Origin of the sequence: Flavobacterium phragmitis (genome assembly GCF_900112575.1) — a bacterium.
Lineage (GTDB): Bacteria > Bacteroidota > Bacteroidia > Flavobacteriales > Flavobacteriaceae > Flavobacterium > Flavobacterium phragmitis.
In genome coordinates this window covers 1-20684 of record NZ_FOMH01000021.1, presented here as the reverse complement: position 1 = coordinate 20684, position 20684 = coordinate 1, and the positions used below count along the sequence as shown (strand labels likewise).

Here is a 20684-nt window from a genome sequence, read left to right as displayed (position 1 = left end):
GAATAGTTTTATTTTTTTAAATATACCCAGCCTGTTTGTGGCTTTCTTTCGTTATTGTTGAAGTGAATAGTATAGAAATAAGTTCCAGCTGGAACTGTCTCTCCAGAGACATTAAGTCTTCCTGTTGAATGACCATCCCACCATAATGGCGTTGTAAACTTGTCTCCATTATGTTTGTACTTGTACACAAGATTTCCATATCTATTTACAATCTCCATACTAAAGTTTGGATACAATACTTGTAAATGTTCTATTTCAAAAACATCATTTATACCATCACCATTTGGAGTGAATCCTTCAGGGATGTTTAAAGGAACTGTAGGTTCTAATGTCACAGCATCTTGATCGTCTTCCTGTAATTTATTATTTCCAGGAGTAGAATCGATATCAACTTCATTTGCTGCAATCACTTCTGCCACATTGGTAAAATCACCTGCAGGTAATACATAAGCTGTTACTTTTAATGTTTCTATTGCATTGATATCAATAGTTCCTATGTTCCATATTCCTGTAACCGCATCGTAAGTTCCAATCGTTGTAGTAGCATTTAAGAATTTGAATCCTGACGGAAGTAAATCTTTTACCACTACACCTGTTCCTCTACTCGGTCCTCTGTTTGATAATGTTATTGTAAATTCAACATTAGTTTCAGCAACTGGTTTTAAGATATCTACCTCTTTAGTTAATTCTAAATCGATTAGAGCTATTGGAGCTGCCGTAATACAACTTTGATTGTTAGCTGGATCTATATCTGTTTGGTGCATTGCTTTTATACTTGCACAATTTTGATAGTTTCCAGATTCGTTAACAATAACATCAACAATCAAAATCTCTGTTTCTCCGTTTAATATCTTGCCTACTTTCCAGTCTCCTGTTACATAATCATAAGCTCCTCTAGTAGAACTATAATTAACGAATGTATAACCAGAAGGTAGTACATCTGATACGACAACACCTGTTGCATCTATATCTCCATTGTTTGTTAACTGAATCTCGAATGAAATCTCAGAATTTACTTTTGGATTCATTGTATTCTTCAAGATTGTCTTAACAACAGCCAAATCCACCGACTGATTAGGCGCTGCCGCAGCACAAGCATAATCATCCTCTAAATCATTTCCATTACCTGGAGTAGAATCAATATCTGGTTCGTTGGCTTTAGTAATTTCTGCACAGTTCATGTAATTTCCATTATCCAGAACTCTAACATCTACCAATAAAACTGCTGTGTTTCCAGGTTCTACAAAACCTACTTTCCAAAGACCTGTTGAAGGGCTGTATGTTCCAATAGTCGAACTATACGTGATAAACTTATATCCAGAAGGAATTAAATCTACTACTTCTACTCCTGTTGCTTTTGTAGGTCCGTCGTTCATCACTCTAATTTCAAAAGTGATTACATCGCCTACAGCAGGATTCGTAACATTTCCAACAATTTCTTTTGATAAACTCAAGTCTATGTAAGCCGTTGGTACAATAGCCACACTGCCAATGTTATTTGCCGGATTAGAATCTGCCTGATCCGCTTTTACTGCACTAGTAGTATTTGTAATTGTTGTACCATAAGTTCCTGCATTTACTGTTGCATCAATTGTAAGCGTTGCAACAGCACCATTTACAAGATTACCAATTGTCCATAATCCAGAACCGTTGTTATAATTTCCTGCTGAAACTACATCACTTACATAAGTAACTCCTACAGGTAATTTATCTACTAAACTTACATTGGTCGCATCACTAGCACCGTTGTTTGTCACTCTAATAGTATAACGAATGGTTTCTCCTTCATTTGGTGTAGCATTGTTTACTGTTTTAACAACTGCTAAATCTAAGTTCGTTACAGTTATTGCTTCGGTTGGATCATCTGGCGTTCTGTTTGTATCAAACTGATCCTGTGTATTCGATACTGTATTTACTAATACATTACCTCCCTGATCTAATCCTACAATTGCTTTAATTTCGATAGATCCTTCTTCGCCTGGTTGTAATGTACCTACTGTCCAGTTTGGTGTTGTCCACACTCCTTTTCCTGGAGTAGCTGAAACAAACGTTAAACCAGCTGGCAGATCATCTTTTACTACCAAGTTTGTTACTAATGTTGTTCCTTTATTGGTTACGGTAACAGTATAAGTTACGGTTTCTCCAATGTTAGGTGTACTATTGTTTACTACTTTAGTCAATACAACATCGGCACCATTTTGAACTACGATAGTTTCTGTTAAATCATCACCAGCAGTTGTTGGATCTGATTGATCTCCTTTAGCAGCAGTCGTTGTATTTACAATCGTTTTACCTGCAGATCCAGAGTTAATTAATACATTAATATCTAAAACTTTAGTTGCTCCGTTTGCAAGATCACCTATAGTCCAAATACCAGAACCATAATTATAATCGGCTCCTTGATTGTTGCTCACATAAGTAACTCCAATTGGAAGAATGTCTGTTAAACGAACTCCTGTTGCATCACTTGGACCGTTATTAGTCACTCTAATAGTGTAAGTAATTGTTTCACCTTCGCTAGGGTTTGTTTTACTTACTGTTTTTTCAGTTACTAAATCTGAACTTGTCACTATAATTGGCTCTGTTAAATCGTCTCCAACTGTTGTTGGATCTGATTCATTTCCTGTTGCAGGAGTAACTGTATTTACAATAGGGGTTTGACTAACCGTTCCTGCTGCAGTAACTCTTGCATTGATTAATAATGTTGCAGAAGATCCAATGTTAATATTTCCAATATTCCACAGACCTCCAGAATAGGTATTGACTGTTCCTCCAGTTGCTACATGCGATACATAAGCTAAACCTACAGGTAAATTATCTGTTAGATTTACTCCAGTCGCTGTGCTTGGACCGTTATTTACAACTGTTATTGTATATTGTACAATATCTCCTTGATTTGGATTTGATTTATCAACTGTTTTTGTTGTAACCAAATCAACTATTTTTACCGGAACAATCGTTACATCTGACTGATCAATTTCATTCGGTGTGTTGTTTCCGTGAATAATTCCATTTGGATCTAATTGATCTACTTTAGTAACCTCAGCAACGTTTGTATAATTTCCTGTTGCATTAATGCTTGCAATTACAGTTAATGTTGCATTAGAGGTATTGGTTAAACCTCCTAAATTCCATAAACCATTCGATGCATTATAAGTTCCACTGCTAGGTGTTGCGCTAACAAAAGTGTAACCGCTTGGCAGTTTATCCACAATGTTTATTCCTGTAGCATCACTTGGCCCATTATTTACTGCTGTAATTAAAAACTCAACATTATCTCCTATTCTGTGAGGAGCTGCAGTTACAATTGCTTTGGTAAGTGCAATTTCTGCTAGTGCATTTACAGTATCAATATCCGTTTGAGAATTATTATTAACATTCGGATCCTGAACAGCCGATGTTGCACTTGCTGTATTCACAATCTGACCAGTATAGCTACTTGGAACTGCAATTGTTACAGTATATGTAACCGATTCTCCAACATTTAAACTGCTGATAGTTGCATTACCAGCGTTTATATCTCCAGTACCATTTGCATTTGGAAGTATTGTTCCTCCTGTACCAACAACCGTCCATGTGGTTGCAGCTTCCAATATTGGATCTGTAATATCATCAAGTACTACTACATTAGTCGCTACCGATGGTCCATTATTCTTAACTGTTATCGTATAAACACTATTTGTTCCAGGAACATATTTCTCTTTATTATCTGTTTTAGTAACAACCAAATCTGCCTGAGGTATAACTCTGATCGTGATTAAGCTGTTATTTGAAACATTACCTTCATTATCTCTAATGTTATAATTGATCGGAGTTGGATCTGTAATGAAACCAGGATTTGGAGTAAATGTCACTCTTCCGGTTACTAAATCTACATTCCATCTTCCTTCTCCAGGAATTGTGATGCTTGTAATATCTCCTGTTGGATCCTGAACAATGTTGGTTCCATTTCCTGGATTAACCAAACTTACTGTTGTTGGATCGACTAAATCCCCTGTTGTATCATTAGCTGTAACATCAACAACTACTGGTGTATTAATTGGATTTCCGATTGATAAATCAGGTGAAGTGATTGGAGCATAATCTATTGTGATAGTAGCTACATTCGAACTATTTCCTTGATTGTCTTTTATCGTATAATTAATTACCGGCGGATCAATTGTGTATCCTGCCTCTGGAGTAAATGTTACATTTCCAAGAGGATCTGCAATCCAGTTCCCCACTCCTACTACAGAAACTTCTCTTGGAGATACCTGAATTCCTCCAAAGACACTTGTTGCATCCAGTACTACTGTCGATACATCAACTGTATCTCCTGCCGTATCATTTCCAGAAACATTTAGTACAACTGGTAAACCTGGAGTTCCCGGTGTTGTATTTCTATCATTGGCTGCAACTGGTACATAATCTATAGTTACCCTTGCATTATTAGATACATTGCCATCATTATCTTTTACATTATATTCAATAGGCGTTGGATCTTTATGGAACGTTGGAAATGGCGTAAATGTAATTGCACCAGTTACCGGATTAACACTCCATTTTCCTTCATTCGGAACATCAAAACTTGTAATTCCTTTTGAGTCTGTTACGATAGCCGTTGCTCCTGATGGACTCAATAAACGAACCGTTGAAGAATCTATAGTTCCATCTGGATCTGCATCTATTCCAGATCCGTTGTTTGCTAATGGATTTACTGTTACTGCTGTATTTACAGGATTTCCACTGCTTAAATCATTATAGGCAATTGGTGCCTGAGCCACATAAGTTACTGTTATAGTAGCAGTGTCACTTAAGCCCGTTTGTGTTTCTGTTAATTTATATTCTAATGGCGTTGGATCTGATGTAAACCCTGTCTGTGGCGTAAATACAATTAAACCAGTTGTTGCATCATAATTCCATGTTCCTTCTCCAGGCACTGTAAATGTTGTTTCTACTCCCGGTGTGTTAGGATTTAAATCAACAATAGTATTTGCAGGAGTTGCCAGAGTTCCATCTCCTAATCTATCATTTGTTAGAATGTTTAATGGAGTTGAAGGCTGATTTGTTGTATTTCCATTACTAATATCGTTTGTAGCAATTGGCGGCAAACTAACCACAATTGTTTCTTCTAAATCATCACCAGCTGTTGTAGGATCTGTTTGATCTCCTTTAGCTGCAGTTGTTCTATTGATAATTGTTTGGCCTTTAGTACCTGAATTTACTTTTGCTGTAATTTCTAAAGTAGCTGTACCATTAACCGCTAAGTTTCCAATAGTCCATACTCCAGACGCATAGTTATAAGCTCCAGCAGTAACTGTATGGCTTTCATAGGTTAAACCTGCAGGAAGAATATCTGTTAAACCAACACCTGTAGCACTAGTTGGGCCACCATTATTTGTAACCACAATACTATATCTGATAGTATCTCCTTCATTTGGTCTTGATGCGGAAATACCTGTCACAGCAACAGCCGAAACTGTTTTTACGGTAACTAAATCTGATACATTAACTGGAGTAACTACTACAGTACTTTGATCATTTTCTAACGGATTATTATTTCCAGGTATTGAATTAGGATCAAATTGATCTGCACCTGTAACTTCCGCAACATTGTTATAATTTCCTGTCGCTAATACTCTAGCTGTAATAGTTAAAGTCGCACTAGCGCTGTTAGCTAAATTACCAACTGACCAACCGCCAGAATTACTATCATATGTTCCTACTGAAGGCACTGCACTTACAAAAGAATATCCAGATGGTAATCTGTCTGTAACTACAACACCAGTAGCATTACTTGGCCCTGCATTATTTACAGTAATAGTAAATACTGCATTTTCGCCAACATTAGGAGATGCATTTACTACTGTTTTTAGCAAGCTCAAATCAGAAACCGCTCTTGGAGTACTAGAAACTTCACTTGTGTTATCCGTAGGATTCCCATCCGTTTCAGTACTTGTTGCCGTAGCAGTATTAAGGTAATTACCTGTTGGATTAACGGTAGCAGAAATGTTTAAAGTTCTTCTTGCTCCGCTTGCCAAGTTACCTATTGTCCAGTTACCAGAAGTATTGATATAACTTCCCGTTGCATCATCGCTTACATAATTGTAACCAGTCGGCAATACATCATTCACAACCACATTTGTAGCATCACTTGGTCCATTGTTTACAACATCAATTGTAAATACCACTGTAGATCCTACATCTGGAGTTGCATTATTTATTCTTTTCACAACTGCAAGATTTACCAATGCAGATGGTGTTGTTGTTACTGTTGAAAAATCATCTCCGGTTCCATCATTTGGTGTCGAATCCGGATCTTGTTGATCGCTTGCAATTACTTCTGCGTTATTTACATAACTACCATTTTTCAGAACTTTAGCAGTTATCTGAATGGTTTCTGTTGTATTTGCAATAATTGGTCTTGAAACTGTCCAATTTCCTGTTGTTCTGTTATACATACCTGCAGTTGGAACTGCACTTACGAATTCATAACCAGATGGCAATAAATCTCTAACAACAACACCAGTAGCATTACTTGGCCCTGCATTTGAAACTGCAATGGTAAAGACTACGTTATCGCCTACTTTTGGAGTAACTACATCAACAATTTTATTAACCGATAAATCAGCAATCTGTACAGGAGTTACAATAACTTCGCTTTGATCATTTTCTGTAGCGTCATTATTTCCCGGAGTAGAATTACTATCTACTTCATTAGCTCCTGTAACTTCTGCTACGTTATTATAATTTCCAGTAGGCAATACACGAGCCTGAATAATTAAAGTAGCAGTTCCTCCGTTTGAAAGAGTTCCCAGTGTCCATGAACCTGGCGTATCATTATAACTTCCAGCAGATGGTGTAGCGTTTACAAATAAATATCCTGAAGGTAATTTATCTGTAACTACAACTCCTGTTGCATCACTTGGTCCAGCATTATGAACGGTAATTGTGAAGTTTACAATAGTACCAACATTAGGCGTATTATTATCAACTGTTTTAACTAAACTTAAATCAACCAATGGACCACGTGATATTGTGATTTCATCTTGATCGTCTTCTGTTAAGACATTATTATTTGGTGTCGAATTTACATCCGTTTCATTCGCCTGAATAACTTCTGCAACATTGGTATAATTTCCTGTCGCATTAACTGTAGCGGTAACATTTAAAACGGCTGAACTTCCATTCGCAATAGTTCCAATATTCCATAATCCAGTTCCATTAGTATAAGTTCCGTTTGAAACTGTCGAACTAACATAAGTATATCCGCTAGGCAATAAATCTCTAACCTGTACTCCTGTTGCATTGCTTGGTCCAGCGTTTGAAACTCTTACAGTAAACACTACATTTGATCCCGCTAATGGACTAATATTGCTTACGGCTTTAGTTAATGATAAATTAATCAAAGCTGTTGGAACAGTAGTTGCATCTGAAGTATTATTCGCAGGATTTGGATCCGTTTGATTACTTGCCGTTACACTAGCGATATTTCTATATTCATTAGCTGTTCCTGTTATAGGATTTACTTTTGCTGTAATATCTAAATATTCTGTTTTTCCATTTAAAACGCTTCCTGAAAGTGTCCAGTTTCCATTCGCTGTATTATAAGCTCCATTAGTCGAAGTATAACTTACAAAAGTATAACCTGAAGGTAATAAGTCATTTACAATTACTCCTGTTGCATCACTTGGTCCAACATTTCTCAATGCAATTCTAAACTTAATATTATCCCCTACTTTTGGAGACGCAACATCTACAGTTTTAATAACTTCTAAGTCCGCTAACTGAACTGGCGTAATTACAACTTGCTGTTGATCATCTTCAGCCGGATTATTATTTCCAGGTGTTGAATCTGGATCAAATTCATTAGAATGAACTACTTCGGCAACATTTCGATAATCACCAGTAGCATTTATTCTTGCCACAACAGTTAATACTCTGGAAGCACCACTAGGAATAGTTCCTATGTTCCATGAACCTGTAGTATTGGAATATGTAGTTCCTGTACTTGTATGACTCACATAAGTATAACCCGTTGGCAAATAATCAAATACATTTACAGAGGTTGCCGCACTTGGTCCAGCATTAGTAACCGTTACTGTAAAAGTAACATTAGCACCAACATTGTATGGCCCTGCACTTATTGTTTTTGTTAGACTTAAATCTGCAATTGCTCTTGGATTACTAGAAACACTGCTTGTATTATTAGCAGGATTTGAATCTGTTTCAGCGCTGGTTACAGTTGCAGTATTAACATAACTTCCAGTTGCATTTACTCTAGCATTAATAATTAAAGTTGCTTTTGCACCGTTCGCTAAATTCCCGATAGTCCATTGGCCAGAAACATTATTATATCCTGTTCCAGTAGTACTTAACCAAGTATAGCCATTTGGTAAAATATCATTTGCCACTACTGCCGTAGCAGTACTTGGTCCGTTATTTACAACTTCAAGTGTAAACTGAACATTCGTTCCCACATCTGGTGTGGCATTATTTATTCTTTTTGTTATCGCTAAATCAACATTTGGAATTGGAGTAAGCGTTAGAGAAGCCTGATCATCTTCTGTTGGAATATCATTATTTGGTATTGAATTTGGATCAACCTGATCACTTGCTGTGATTTGAGCTGTATTCCTATATTCATTAGCTGTTCCTGTCGCCGCATTTACTCTAACTTTGTAAGTTAAGTTTAAAGTAGCTCCATTTGCAACTGATAAACCTGACCAGTTTATTGCATTTCCACCAGCATTATAATTCCCCTGATTAGTAACACTTCCTGTAATTAAAGTGAAACCAGCCGGTAAATTATCTCTTACTGCAACTCCGGTTGCATCACGATTTCCGTTATTTCCAACAGCAACTGTAAAAGTTACTATATCCCCCACTCTAGGCGATGCAATATCAGCCGTTTTAGCTAAACTTAAATCAGTCTGACCGATTAATGTAATTTCTACAGTATCAGAATCAACAGCACAAGAGCTATTTGAAACGGTATATTTAAACACATATTTACCTGGAATAGTTCCTGCAATTTGCGTAGTAGGGCTATTAACATCTAAAATAAATGGAGTGTTAGGTCCTGATACAAATGACCATGTTCCTGTATTTGGTGCAGGATCTGTAGCCGCCATAGTAACAGTGCTATATTCTCCTAAAGTTTGGTCTGGACCAGCATTCACAGCTGCAATAGCTGGATTAATGGTTATCAGCATTGTATCCTCTAAATTACATCCTCCACCATTAGAACTTGACCACTTAAATTCATAAGTTCCATTTGTCAAAGCAGAAACAGTAGATTGTGCGCTAAATCTATTAGAAAAAATAGCTGTTGTTGGTCCTGAAACCTGTGTCCATGTCCCCGTTCCTGGATTAACAGGATTAGCATTCATCACTGCAGTAGTAGCATTACATAAATTCTGGTCAGGTCCTGCGTTTGCAGGTGTTGGAGGTGCTCCTGTAAATGTTATATTTACAGTATCTGTACTTACAGCACAAACAGATCCATTTCTTACTGTCCAAGTAAAAGTGTAGGTTCCTACTGGCAATAAATATGGGTTAGCAATTGATAATGTCGATTTTGGGTTATTTGGACTGTCAATAACAATTCCTCCATTAGATGGATCAGTAGTTAATGTCCATGTTCCAATTCCTCTTGTCGGTTCTACTGCATTAAGCTGAGTAGCTAATTGACAAGCACTTTGATCTGGTCCAGCATCAGCTTGGCTCGGTGGCGAATAAGCGTTAATTCTGACAACATCACTTAAATTATTACAACTTCCATTACTAGCTCTCCATTCAAAAATATACAATCCTTCCGCTAATCCAGTAACACTTGTAATATTTGAATTTGGTGATGTTATTGTTTCACCAGCCGGCCCGCTTATTTTACTCCATCTACCAGTTCCTGAAGTAATTGTATTACCAGTTAAAGTAATAGAGTTACCTGCTGACAAACAAATATCTTGGTCAACTCCCGCATCAGGCATTGTAGGTAAAGCACTATTGGTAACCGTCATGCTATCGTTGCTTGCTCCGCAACCTCCTGCGTTCGCACTAGATATATCGTATCTAAAAGTATAGTTATTTCCGGGTACAATTGAAGCTCTTGCTGTAGAAGAAGAAAGCGGTGTAATGGTTGCTCCAGTTCCTGTAGTTACGCTCCAAGTACCTGTAGAACCCTTTGTCCCTTGTAAAATAATTTCAGTCGCATTACATAAAACCTGATCTGGTCCAGCGTCTGCAGGAGCATTCACATTTAATACTAGATCAGCTGTCGATGTTGCACATGATGGACCATTTGTACTAGACCATCTTAATACATAAGTTCCTGTTGTAAGTCCAGAAATACCAGTATTGCCACTATTTACATTAGCAAATATTGGATTACTTGGCCCAGAAACAACCTGCCAAGTTCCTACCCCGGCTGTGATGGTGTTTCCTGTTAAAGTTGTACTTGTAGTACAAACTGCTAATGGTGAGTTTGTCACTACCGCTGTAGTTGGCGGTAAGCTTACTTTAAAACTTACTTCACTTGAAGCAGAATCACAATTTCCTCTTTTAACCAGCCATCTGAAAACATAGTTTCCAGGCGCTAAATTACTAAATACCGCTTTGGGATCATTTATATTAGAAACAGTCCAAGAACTATTTCCTGAAACCTGAACCCATGTTCCTACTAAACCTGGAGTAAGATTGTTTCCGTTCATGGTAACACTATTCCCTGAACTATCAGTACAGATATCTTGATTAGCTCCTGCCGCAGAAGTTGGTATAGCAGCAATTGTAAGTGTTGTAATGTCTGAAAAAGTAGAACATCCTGAACCAACAACTGATGTAGTCCATTCAAATTCATAAGTTCCGTCTGATAATCCTGTTACGTTAGTATTATGACTATTAGGATCATTAAAAGCAACTGTTGTTGGTCCAGACTTTTGAGTCCAAGTTCCTGTAGTACCCGCAGCTGGAGCTGTAGCTGCTAATACAGCCGTAGTTGTTCCTGAAGGCAGACATCGATCTGATCCTGCATCTGCGGGAGACGGTGAAAATGTACTTGTAGTATTCACAATAACATCACTTGAGTCAGGGGCACAATTCGTTGCAGCACTTGTCACAGTCCATCTAAAAGTATAAGAACTGCTTTCTGCCATTCCATTAACATAAGTTTGCGGACTTGCTGGATTTACAATTGAAACAGTCGAAGGACCTCCAACTTGAGTCCATTGTCCAGTTTGACCATCAACTAATGGAGCTGCATCCAATAAATAACTGCCAGCACATACAGTAACAGGAGTAGCTCCTGCATTTGCAACCGGTGGCTGTGATACTGTTATCGATGTTTCACTAAAAGTATCAACTGAATTTGGTCCACCTGAGATATTCCATCTAAAAACATAGACCCCCGGAATCAAACCGCTTACATTAGGATTATAATTATTTATATTATCAAAAGTCGCTGTATTAGGTCCGCTAACTTGTGACCAATAACCTGATAAACCTGCTGTTGCCATTAAAGCTGGATTATTACCTGATAATTGAGTTGATGTAACCCCACAAAGTAAAGCAACTGTAGTACCCGCATTTGATGGTTCTGGTCTTAATGAAACCACAACTTTAATATCAGCAAATGCTTCTGAGCAGCCAGTAGCAAAACTACCGCTTGTATATCTTCTTGCTCTAAAAGTATATGTTCCCGGTCTGCTTAAACCTGAAAAAGTAAGATTACCTCCACTAACATTGGCTGTCGGTGAAGCACCAGCAGGGCCACTTACAAATATAGCCTGACTGGCATTACCACCTGTTGTAACCATCGGTACACTTCCTGAAGTCGTGTTTACTGGTAAAACAACAGTATCTACGCCATTGTTTAAAGTAAGAGTTGTTGGGCTATTAAAATAATTTACCGTAAAAGTAGATTGCGTTTCACAATTTGGATTTACATTACTATTCCCTTTAATCTTATAGATAAAAGTATAAGATGTAGTAGTATTAAAATTTAACCCCGTAATTTGGGTGGTTGGACTATCAGGAGAAACAATAGTTGCTCCTGAGTTTGTAGTCCATTCCACAGTTTCCCCTGCGTACAAAGGGATATTTCCTTGTAAAATTGTCGAAGTTATGGAATTGTCACAAAATGTTTGTGAGTTATTTGTTCCTCCAGCAGTTGTAACATCTTGTGTTGCTGCAGGTACATTTATAGTAACTGTGTCAGAACCAACCGCACATGGACCTTGAACTAACCATCTAAATACATAAGATCCTTGTGTTAAATTAGAAACTGTTGCATTTGGAGTATTAGCATTTGTAATCGTCGGCATTGTAGGACCAGATACAAATGACCATGTTCCCTGCTGCGTTCCAGTTCCATTTCCGCCTATGGACGCATTTAAACCTGCGGACTGTGTAGCTGTGTAACATTCTGATAAATTTTGATCTGGACCGGCATTTGCAATAACTTCACCTCCATAGTTGGTTACTACGATTGAAGAAGACGATGTACAAGAAGAAGAAGTAATCGTCCAAGTTAACTGCGTACTACCAGCTGCACTTGGAGACAATGTTATCGTTGCATTTGGTGAATTGGGATTATTTATTGTCACACCTGCATTATCTGCACCGCTTTTTACCCATAATCCTGTTTCGCCTGGATTTAAAGGAGCATTTGCAGACAGTGCATAAGTACCAGGACAGCCTTGTATATTACTGCCGGCTCTTGCCACAGTTATCGGATGCACTATGTAACTAACATCTTGATAAGTTGTTCCTATCGCACAGGTACCTGATAACCGAAAGGTATAAGTATTACCTCCAACAGCTCCAAGAACTGATGTTACAGCATTATTGGGGTTTTGAATAACCACCGAAGGACCTGCTATTTGAGTCCACCTATGACTTACTATGTTACCTCCTACAACACCATTCAAAACAAGTGGAGCATTGGCACAAATTTCATCAGGTATTCCTGCATTTACAGAACAATCCTGAGAATAAGCGCTTTCACTAAAAAAAAGAACAGCAAACAGTGCTAAAAAACACGTAAGTACAGTATTAAAATTGGATTTTTTGTGTTTAGACGAGTAGTTTTTTTCCATACAATAATCTTAAAATAATGTTCTTCTATAAAAGTTTCCTTTTAAATCTTCTTTATTTAAATTCTTAAAAAAATCATTTTATAACAAATCGAAATAATTAAACTAAGCAAGGTCATTAGAAGCTGTGTTGACTTCCTTGACCTGCTAATTTTAAAAGTTTAATTTTTTCGTTTTTTTATCCATCATCTTATTTTAGGCAGCAGATTCGCCACTCTAAACAAGTTGAAAAAACAAAAAAAGTATGTGTTTCTTTCATACCAAATGGAGGAGAAATACAAAGAGAAATATCTTCCATTAATAAATATTCCTATGCATCAACCTGCATAAATTCCGGGCGAAATTAACCAATGGATGGACTTAATTTTAGAAGAAGGCTTGCTAGATTACGTAAAATAAAAAGCATTAAACAATTTAAAAATCACTAACTAACTAAATAACAGATGATTATTAAAAACCCATTGATCAAGCCTTTTTGAATAGAAAATAAGAAGTGGATTACACGACTAATTCAAGATTGAAGAATACAATCTAAACTTACTAAAAATTTATGCTATTTTTCGCTCATTAACAGCATCTCCTTTTAAAGAAGTCAACTAAATTGAACCAAAAAAAAGTCGCATTTGTTATAAAAAAAACTGCTAATTCAAGAACTACTTAATACAGCAAAAAGACAAAATATACTTTTAGTTTTACTCTCTTGAATAGATAAATTTAAAAATGAAAAAACACCAATTTCGAAAAATCAAAATTGATGTTTTTTATCATAATAATATTTTAAGTCGATTCCTTAGAGTTCTTTCTTCTCTTCATCACGTTGCTCTTGAAGATCCGTAATAAAAGTTAAGGGAGAAACTCCTGTAACCTTTTTAAATGTAGTTGTAAATCGGCTATGAGAAGAAAAACCACAGAGATCAGCAAGAAAACTAATTTTATACTTTAAAAAGTTACTATCATTTCTCAAACGATCTGTAATATAATGTATTCGCAACTCATTAATATAACCCGCAAAATCTATTGATTTGTTTTTGTTTATTACATAAGACAAATATCGCTGATTGATTGAGAGTTTTACGGCAACATAATTTAAAGAAATATCCTTATCAAGATAAAAATGAGATTCCTCTAGCTTTTGTATTTTTTCCAAAATAGCACTTTCCGTCGCTTCCGACATATATTCTTTAGAAGATTCCTGCTTGGGTGTTAAATCTTCTTCGATTTCCATCACGTCGTTATTTTCACTAACTGCTTCAGGTTTTATGTAATCTTTTTTTCTTCTAAATACATAGACCAACATTATAATCAAAACAATAAAAATAAAACAGCCAAGAGCAATAATAATTTTACTCTGATCATTTTTTGACTGATTATTTTTTTGTTCCTCTCTTAACGTTTTAATCAGTTCATCTGTATTACTTTTACGACTATCCTCCTCGTCTTTCTTTAACTTCAAATTCAATTCATTATACTTGATATACTTTTTATAGTCCGTCTTTTTATAAAATTGCATTAAAGAAGTATATAATTCTTGTTTCAATGTAAAGAAATCAGAAGCTTCAGCAATCTCTTCCGCTTTCTGATAATTAAGAAGCGCCTTTTTATCATCGCCAGTTCTTGCATAGACATTTCCGAAACCATTAAAAATAAATCCTTTCAGCGGACTATTAGAAGATTCTGATTCCGAAAGCTCTTTCTCTGCTTTTTGAAAATAAACCAAAGCCGAATCAATCTTCTGCAGCGAAAGGTAATTTTTTCCAATAAGTTCATCATTAACTGCAATATGGAAATTTTTATCAATACTAGAATCTGCCAATTCAAATTTCTTTTTCCCAGCTTTAAGATCTTGAATTGCTTTGGAAAAATTAGAATTGTACATTGCATAATAAGCGATCTCTTGAGATAAGGTTCCTTGAAATTTATACTTTTCATTTTTATCTTGAATCTTTTTACTAGCTGTAATTGCTCTTTGCAAATACACCTTGCCAAGACTGTAAATTTCATATTCGCGATAAATCGTCGAAAGAAAACCATTTATCCTAGCTTGAAGATTATAATTTTTATCCAACACTGCCAAACTATCCGCACGCTTTAAGGCTCTAACAGCTTCATTTCGCATACCGTGCTGACGCAAAAGAGTGGCCCTAAGCATAGAAGCTTTAATACGCTCCACATTATTTGTAGAGATTTCATAAAGATAAGCCGTATTTCGCAAAGCCTTTTCTGGGTTTGAACTCAACAACACTTTCGATGTCTCATCAAAAACTTTATCGAATTTCGAGCCCTGGGAATAACTTAAGCTATAAGAAACTAAGAATATGAATAGGAGAAGAATAAATTTTAAGCGCATATAAATAATAAGAAATCAAGCTTTGTAACATATTGGTGTTTACTCCTAAAATCAATTATTCAGTTTAAAAGTTTAACTAGAAAAATCTAAGCTAATAACTAAATACACTTGTGTCCTTTCTCTCAATTACAACTTAACGAGTTGGATCAACCATGTATTGATTCAAAATGTTATTGATTAAATCTGGAAATTTAGAATAACAAATAAAGTTATAAACTATAGCTCATTATTCTAATAAAAAACAAATTGGTGTAAAGACAACACTTTACATTGCGCAAATTTAACATATTGAATATATATATACTATACAATTTCGACTTAAAATTTCAAAAAAATACATTTACTTGTTATTAATAACATTCAATATTTTTTTTTCAAATAAAACAAAGGAAATATTTTTTTGTCGAAAATTTTATGGCGATTTTCTAAGAATATTTTATCGAAATCCAATTTTTACAGTCTTTTCTTAAAAAGCGAATAACCTGTAAAAAAAAACTCATTTTTTTTTTCTCATGCCTAATATAGTTAATGATTCTACTAAAACACTCACATATAAAAATCATTCCAAAACTATAAAAAAAAGCATTTTTACAGAGCATGTACTGAAGCAAAAAAGTACAGAAAACAAAAACCGTAAAAAATAAGTATTATTATAACTTAAATAACAATTAACAAGAAATAAAACACAATAAAACAATTCATATGAAATTTAGAACTATTCTAATAGAGTTAATTTAATAACAAAAGATATTTTAGGGTAATTTTATTATGATTTTTTAGCTTATTAAAAATGAGTATTAAAGACCGTATGCAGCCAGCCCCCCTTATCGACATAGATAAAAAATCAGCAACTTAAACAACCAAAAATTAACTGCTTTATTTGATGGTATGGAATTATTTGAAAGAGAAGATATTCCCACAAGATTTTCTAGAGTCAGAAATCATTCTCATTATTGTGCCTAATCGGAATATTCTAAATGAAATCAAAAAGTTTAAGGATTCAATTTCCCGAATCTCTTTTGTGATAAATCCTCATGCACAGCAGATTCATATCTACGACTTTAATCAATAAAAAACAGTACCAGAAATACAACACAATTCCAGATCAGGGAAATGATCAAAACAAATTTTGGAAGCACTCAAGAAAACTCCAAAGACCGTAATTGGGTGAAACTGCTAAATAAAAAATTATGGAATCTGAAAACCATTACATCAACAGAAGTGGCTGGCTTAGGGCGGCAGTCCTTGGAGCCAACGACGGCATTCTTTCAACCACCAGCCTAACAATCGGTGTTGCCGCAGCAAGCATAACCAGAGAACCTATCCTGCTTGCTGCAGTGGCTGGACTTGTGGCAGGCGCACTGTCTATGGCTGCTGGGGAATATGTCTCGGTAAGTTCGCAGTCAGATGTTGAATCGGCCGATCTGCAAAGGGAAAAATTGGCTCTACAGAATATGCCGCAAGAGGAACTGGAAGAACTAGCAGAGATTTATATCCGAAGAGGATTAAATGAAAAATTGGCCAAGCAGGTAGCTTCTGAATTAATGGCTCATGACGCTCTTGAAGCCCACGCAAGGGATGAATTGGGGATCAACGAAATCACGCAGGCCAATCCTCTCACTGCCGCAATTGCATCAGCAGTGTCCTTCATCACCGGAGGCTTTCTTCCGTTGCTGGTGGCAATTTTTGCTCCCATTAAAGACATGATTTTCTACCAATATGCTTTCTCGATTCTCTTTTTGGCTTTTTCAGGAATTCTGGCCGCCAAGGCGGGAGGCTCAAATATCCTTAAGGCAGTTGTTCGGATCTGCATTTGGGGCACCTTTGCTATGGCTGCCTCGGCCCTGGCCGGATATGTTTTTGGAGTAAAGACTGCCTAAAGCTTGGAAAATAGGGCTTATAACCGCTTAAAAATTAATCTAATCTTAAGCGACCCGCAGAAATAAGATCCGCAGATATTCGTTATTTCGTATATAACAAAAAAGGAAAAAAATGAAACTAATTAATATATTCCTTGTACTGGCAACTGTCTTTTCCATAAACTGGGAGCCTGATTTTAATAATGCAAAAAAAACTGCTGAAAAAGACCATAAATTGATTCTTCTAAACTTCTCGGGCTCGGACTGGTGCGGGCCATGCATCGTGCTTCGCAGGGACTACTTTGAAAGCCAGGGATTCACCGATATGGCAAATGAAAATCTGGTGCTGGTCAATGCTGATTTTCCAAGAAAAAAGAAAAATATCGGAACGGCAGAGCAGATAAAACGCAATGAGGATTTAGCTGAAATATACAATAAGGAAGGAAGCTTTCCCCTGACGCTTCTTCTTGACGCCCAGGGTAAGGTGATCAAAATCTGGCATGGAAAACCGGAAGCATCGCCTGAACAGTGGACGGCAGAAATAAAATCGATCTGTGAGAGCCGAAAATAACACATCAGAGAATCAAAAATATTCCCAAACCCTAAAGCTCATGGGCAACAGCTTCACCATTACAGTTGTGGCCGAGAATCAAAAAAAGGGAAATGAGAATATCAATCTGGCTATTGAAGAAATAAGCCGGATCGAAAGGCTTTTGAGTACTTACAAAGAGGACAGCCAAACCAATCTGATTAATGAAAATGCCGGAATCAGGCCCGTTAAAGTAGATCTTGAAATTTTTAGCCTAATTGAAAGATCTATTGGAATTTCAAGAATCACACAGGGCGCTTTTGACATCTCCTATGGAAGTATAGACAAAAGCCTTTGGAACTTTGACAAATCCATGACCAAACTGCCCGATGCGCAGACTGCGCAAAAAATGGTACATCTTATCGATTACCGAAATATCATTCTTGACAGGGAAAACACAACAGTCTTTCTTAAGGAAAAAGGAATGAGAATCGGTTTTGGCGGAATAGGAAAAGGATATGCCGCTGAGATGGCCAAACAGGTTCTGCTACAGCGCGGTGTCCAAAGTGGCATCATTAATGCCAGCGGTGACCTTTCTGCATGGGGGCTACAACCCGATGGCAGGAAATGGACAATCGGCGTGGCCGATCCAGACTCCCCGAATGCTGCATTTTCCTATATGGAGATATCCGGCAAAGCAGTTGCCACCTCGGGAAACTATGAAAAATATATAACCATAGACGGAAAAAAATATTCGCATACAATTGACCCAAAAACAGGCCTTCCCATAACTGGAATCAAAAGTGTGACCATTATAGCCTCAAATGTGGAATTTGCAGATGCAATGGCTACACCGATAGCTGTTATGGGCATCAAAGCTGGATTGTTCTTAATAGATCAGATTCCTGATCTATACTGCATTATAATTGATGACAGCAATAAAATTTATACATCCAAAAACATTAATCTGACATGAAAAAGCCAACAAAAAAAAATCTCGTATTGTTATGCAGTACTGCTCTTGCCGGCCTGCTGCTTGCCTCTTGCACTAGTGTAAAGGAATACCAGAAAGGAAAACTCAACGATTCTGAAATGGTGCTTTCGAACAGGAAAATCGAAAAAACGGAACTCAGTTTCCAATCCTACCGAGAAGGAGCTTCCGGGGCAAATGCAGGAAAAAGCGGCGGAGGCTGCGGATGCAATTAATTTTATGCCTTATTAAAGATGAAAAGAGTATTTCTTACAGGAGCAGCGTTGCTGGCATTGTTCCAGTCAAGAGCGCAGGATATCCCAGCTGATTCTACAGGCTATAAAAGCAGAAAGCTTAAAGTTGAAGAGGTAAATCTCGTATCAAGCTATTACAGCCAGAATGGCGATCATTCCGCCGTAACTGGAGGCATCGGAACCCAGAAGCTTACCGATATTGCCAACACCATTGATGTCAAACTGATCAAATATGGGCAGACAGGCATCAAACATACCTTTGATATTGAAGCGGGAATTGACCACTATACCTCTGCCTCTTCTGATATGATTGACCTGAGTGCCAATTCCTCAGCCTCTTCATCAGACAACAGGTTTTATCCATCGCTGACTTATCTTAGAGAGAACGAGCAGAAAGGCCGCACTATTGGCATCGGAGTTTCTTCATCAACAGAGTTTGATTATCAGTCTTTTGGAGGAAATATCAGTTTTTCACAAAAAACAAAAGACAGAAATGGAGAGTTTACAGCCCGCTTCCAGACTTTTATCGACCAGCTGAAACTTATCCAGCCTATAGAGCTTAGAGATCCTGGCAGTGAAGGTTATGGCAGTGCCAACAGAAACACCTTTGCCGGAACCTTGAGCTACTCACAGGTTATCAATCAAAGGCTTCAGGTAATGCTTGTCGGGGATGTAATCAGCCAGAGTGGTTATTTAAGCCTTCCATTCCACAGGGTCTATTTTGCAGACGGCTCGGTTCATCAGGAAAAAATGCCCGATACACGTTTTAAAATTCCTCTCGGAATCAGAGCCAGCTATTTTATGGGGGACAACATCATTATCAGGGCTTATTACCGTTATTATACCGATGACTGGAATTTAAAAGCGCATACGGCAGATCTTGAAATTCCTGTAAAACTGACTCAGGCTTTTTCGCTCAGTCCTTTCTACAGATACTACTCACAGAGTGCTGCCAAGTATTTCAAGCCATATGGGCAACATACTGCTGATGATCAATATTATACCAGCAATTATGACTTATCGAAATTCAACAGCAATTTTGTGGGAATGGGGTTAAAATTTACGCCTCCTGACGGTATTTTTGGACTGAAACATTGGAACACACTGGAGATACGCTATGGCCATTATACCAGATCTAATGACTTAACTTCTGATATAATTAGCATTAATATCAAGTATAGGTAGTCAACCAGTCAATCTTGAACTATTTTGACAACAGAAGCACAAATGCTTCGGCAGAATGCTTTAATGCTAAAATAAAAGCTTTTAGAGCGCAGTTCAGAGGAGTCAGGAATATAGATTTTGGATCAAGAACAAAACTTGGGGAAGAATATCAAAATAAAATCAGAAATTTGCAGTCTAAGAATTACACATGACTGCTTTAGAACTTTTAAAATTTATGCTTCCTGATTTTTTAGTAGATCACTTTGAAGTAGTTTCCACCAGCAACACAGAAGAAGTATTGCATCTGTATTTTGAAGAAAAAATAAAACCTCCGCAAGAGTTCAATGCTCTAGAATTGGTTTCCAAGGGTTTCATGGATGAGATTACGATTCAGGATTTCCCTTTAAGAGGCAGGTTTGTATATTTACATATCAAAAGACGTCGTTGGACCAATAAAGCCAATGGGGAAATTATTAAAAGAGATTGGACTTTAG

8 protein-coding genes and 1 pseudogene are annotated in these 20684 nt (G+C 36.9%); 7 read left to right on the top strand and 2 right to left on the bottom strand.

Annotated elements, in window-relative coordinates; genetic code table 11:
• Window positions 1-8 precede the first annotated feature (8 nt).
• Window positions 9-13070, bottom strand: coding sequence for a PKD domain-containing protein (locus BM289_RS25040; protein WP_091499302.1), 13062 nt, complete (start codon window positions 13068-13070; stop codon window positions 9-11).
• Between the two features lie 787 nt (window positions 13071-13857).
• Complete coding sequence (locus BM289_RS25035; protein ID WP_167365505.1) at window positions 13858-15303, bottom strand: helix-turn-helix domain-containing protein; 1446 nt, start codon at window positions 15301-15303, stop codon at window positions 13858-13860.
• A gap of 1301 nt (window positions 15304-16604) precedes the next feature.
• Between BM289_RS25035 and BM289_RS25030 the strand changes: the two genes are divergently transcribed.
• From BM289_RS25030 to BM289_RS25000, 7 genes and pseudogenes are all read left to right on the top strand, one after another.
• Entirely contained in the window at window positions 16605-17294 is a 690-nt protein-coding gene (locus tag BM289_RS25030; protein ID WP_091499297.1) for a VIT1/CCC1 transporter family protein, read from the top strand.
• Between the two features lie 112 nt (window positions 17295-17406).
• Window positions 17407-17844 carry a thioredoxin family protein gene (locus tag BM289_RS25025; protein ID WP_091499294.1) on the top strand — a complete coding sequence of 146 codons (438 nt, stop codon included), beginning with the start codon at window positions 17407-17409 and terminating at the stop codon, window positions 17842-17844.
• A 40-nt stretch (window positions 17845-17884) separates the two neighbouring features.
• Window positions 17885-18778 (top strand): FAD:protein FMN transferase, encoded by an 894-nt coding sequence (locus BM289_RS25020; RefSeq protein WP_091499291.1) that lies wholly within the window; start codon window positions 17885-17887, stop codon window positions 18776-18778.
• Window positions 18775-19008 (top strand): DUF4266 domain-containing protein, encoded by a 234-nt coding sequence (locus BM289_RS25015; protein WP_091499289.1) that lies wholly within the window; start codon window positions 18775-18777, stop codon window positions 19006-19008. Before BM289_RS25020 ends, BM289_RS25015 begins: the two co-directional genes overlap by 4 nt.
• A gap of 18 nt (window positions 19009-19026) precedes the next feature.
• Window positions 19027-20211, top strand: a complete 1185-nt coding sequence (locus BM289_RS25010) for a DUF3570 domain-containing protein (protein ID WP_091499287.1) — start codon at window positions 19027-19029, stop codon at window positions 20209-20211.
• 11 nt (window positions 20212-20222) lie between these two features.
• A pseudogene (locus tag BM289_RS25765) lies at window positions 20223-20402 on the top strand (transposase); the annotation flags it as partial.
• Window positions 20399-20684: ISAon1 family transposase N-terminal region protein (locus BM289_RS25000; RefSeq protein ID WP_143102129.1), on the top strand; the 286-nt coding region annotated here is incomplete at its 3' end. The pseudogene BM289_RS25765 and the gene BM289_RS25000, both read left to right, overlap by 4 nt.

Excerpts from the sequence above, each read along its gene's own strand:
- BM289_RS25030 (WP_091499297.1), top strand. The coding sequence starts at position 16,605 with ATGGAATCTGAAAACCATTACATCAACAGAAGTGGCTGGCTTAGGGCG.
- BM289_RS25010 (WP_091499287.1), top strand. The coding sequence starts at position 19,027 with ATGAAAAGAGTATTTCTTACAGGAGCAGCGTTGCTGGCATTGTTCCAG.
- BM289_RS25020 (WP_091499291.1), top strand. The coding sequence starts at position 17,885 with ATGGGCAACAGCTTCACCATTACAGTTGTGGCCGAGAATCAAAAAAAG.
- BM289_RS25040 (WP_091499302.1), bottom strand. The coding sequence starts at position 13,070 with ATGGAAAAAAACTACTCGTCTAAACACAAAAAATCCAATTTTAATACT.
- BM289_RS25015 (WP_091499289.1), top strand. The coding sequence starts at position 18,775 with ATGAAAAAGCCAACAAAAAAAAATCTCGTATTGTTATGCAGTACTGCT.
- BM289_RS25025 (WP_091499294.1), top strand. The coding sequence starts at position 17,407 with ATGAAACTAATTAATATATTCCTTGTACTGGCAACTGTCTTTTCCATA.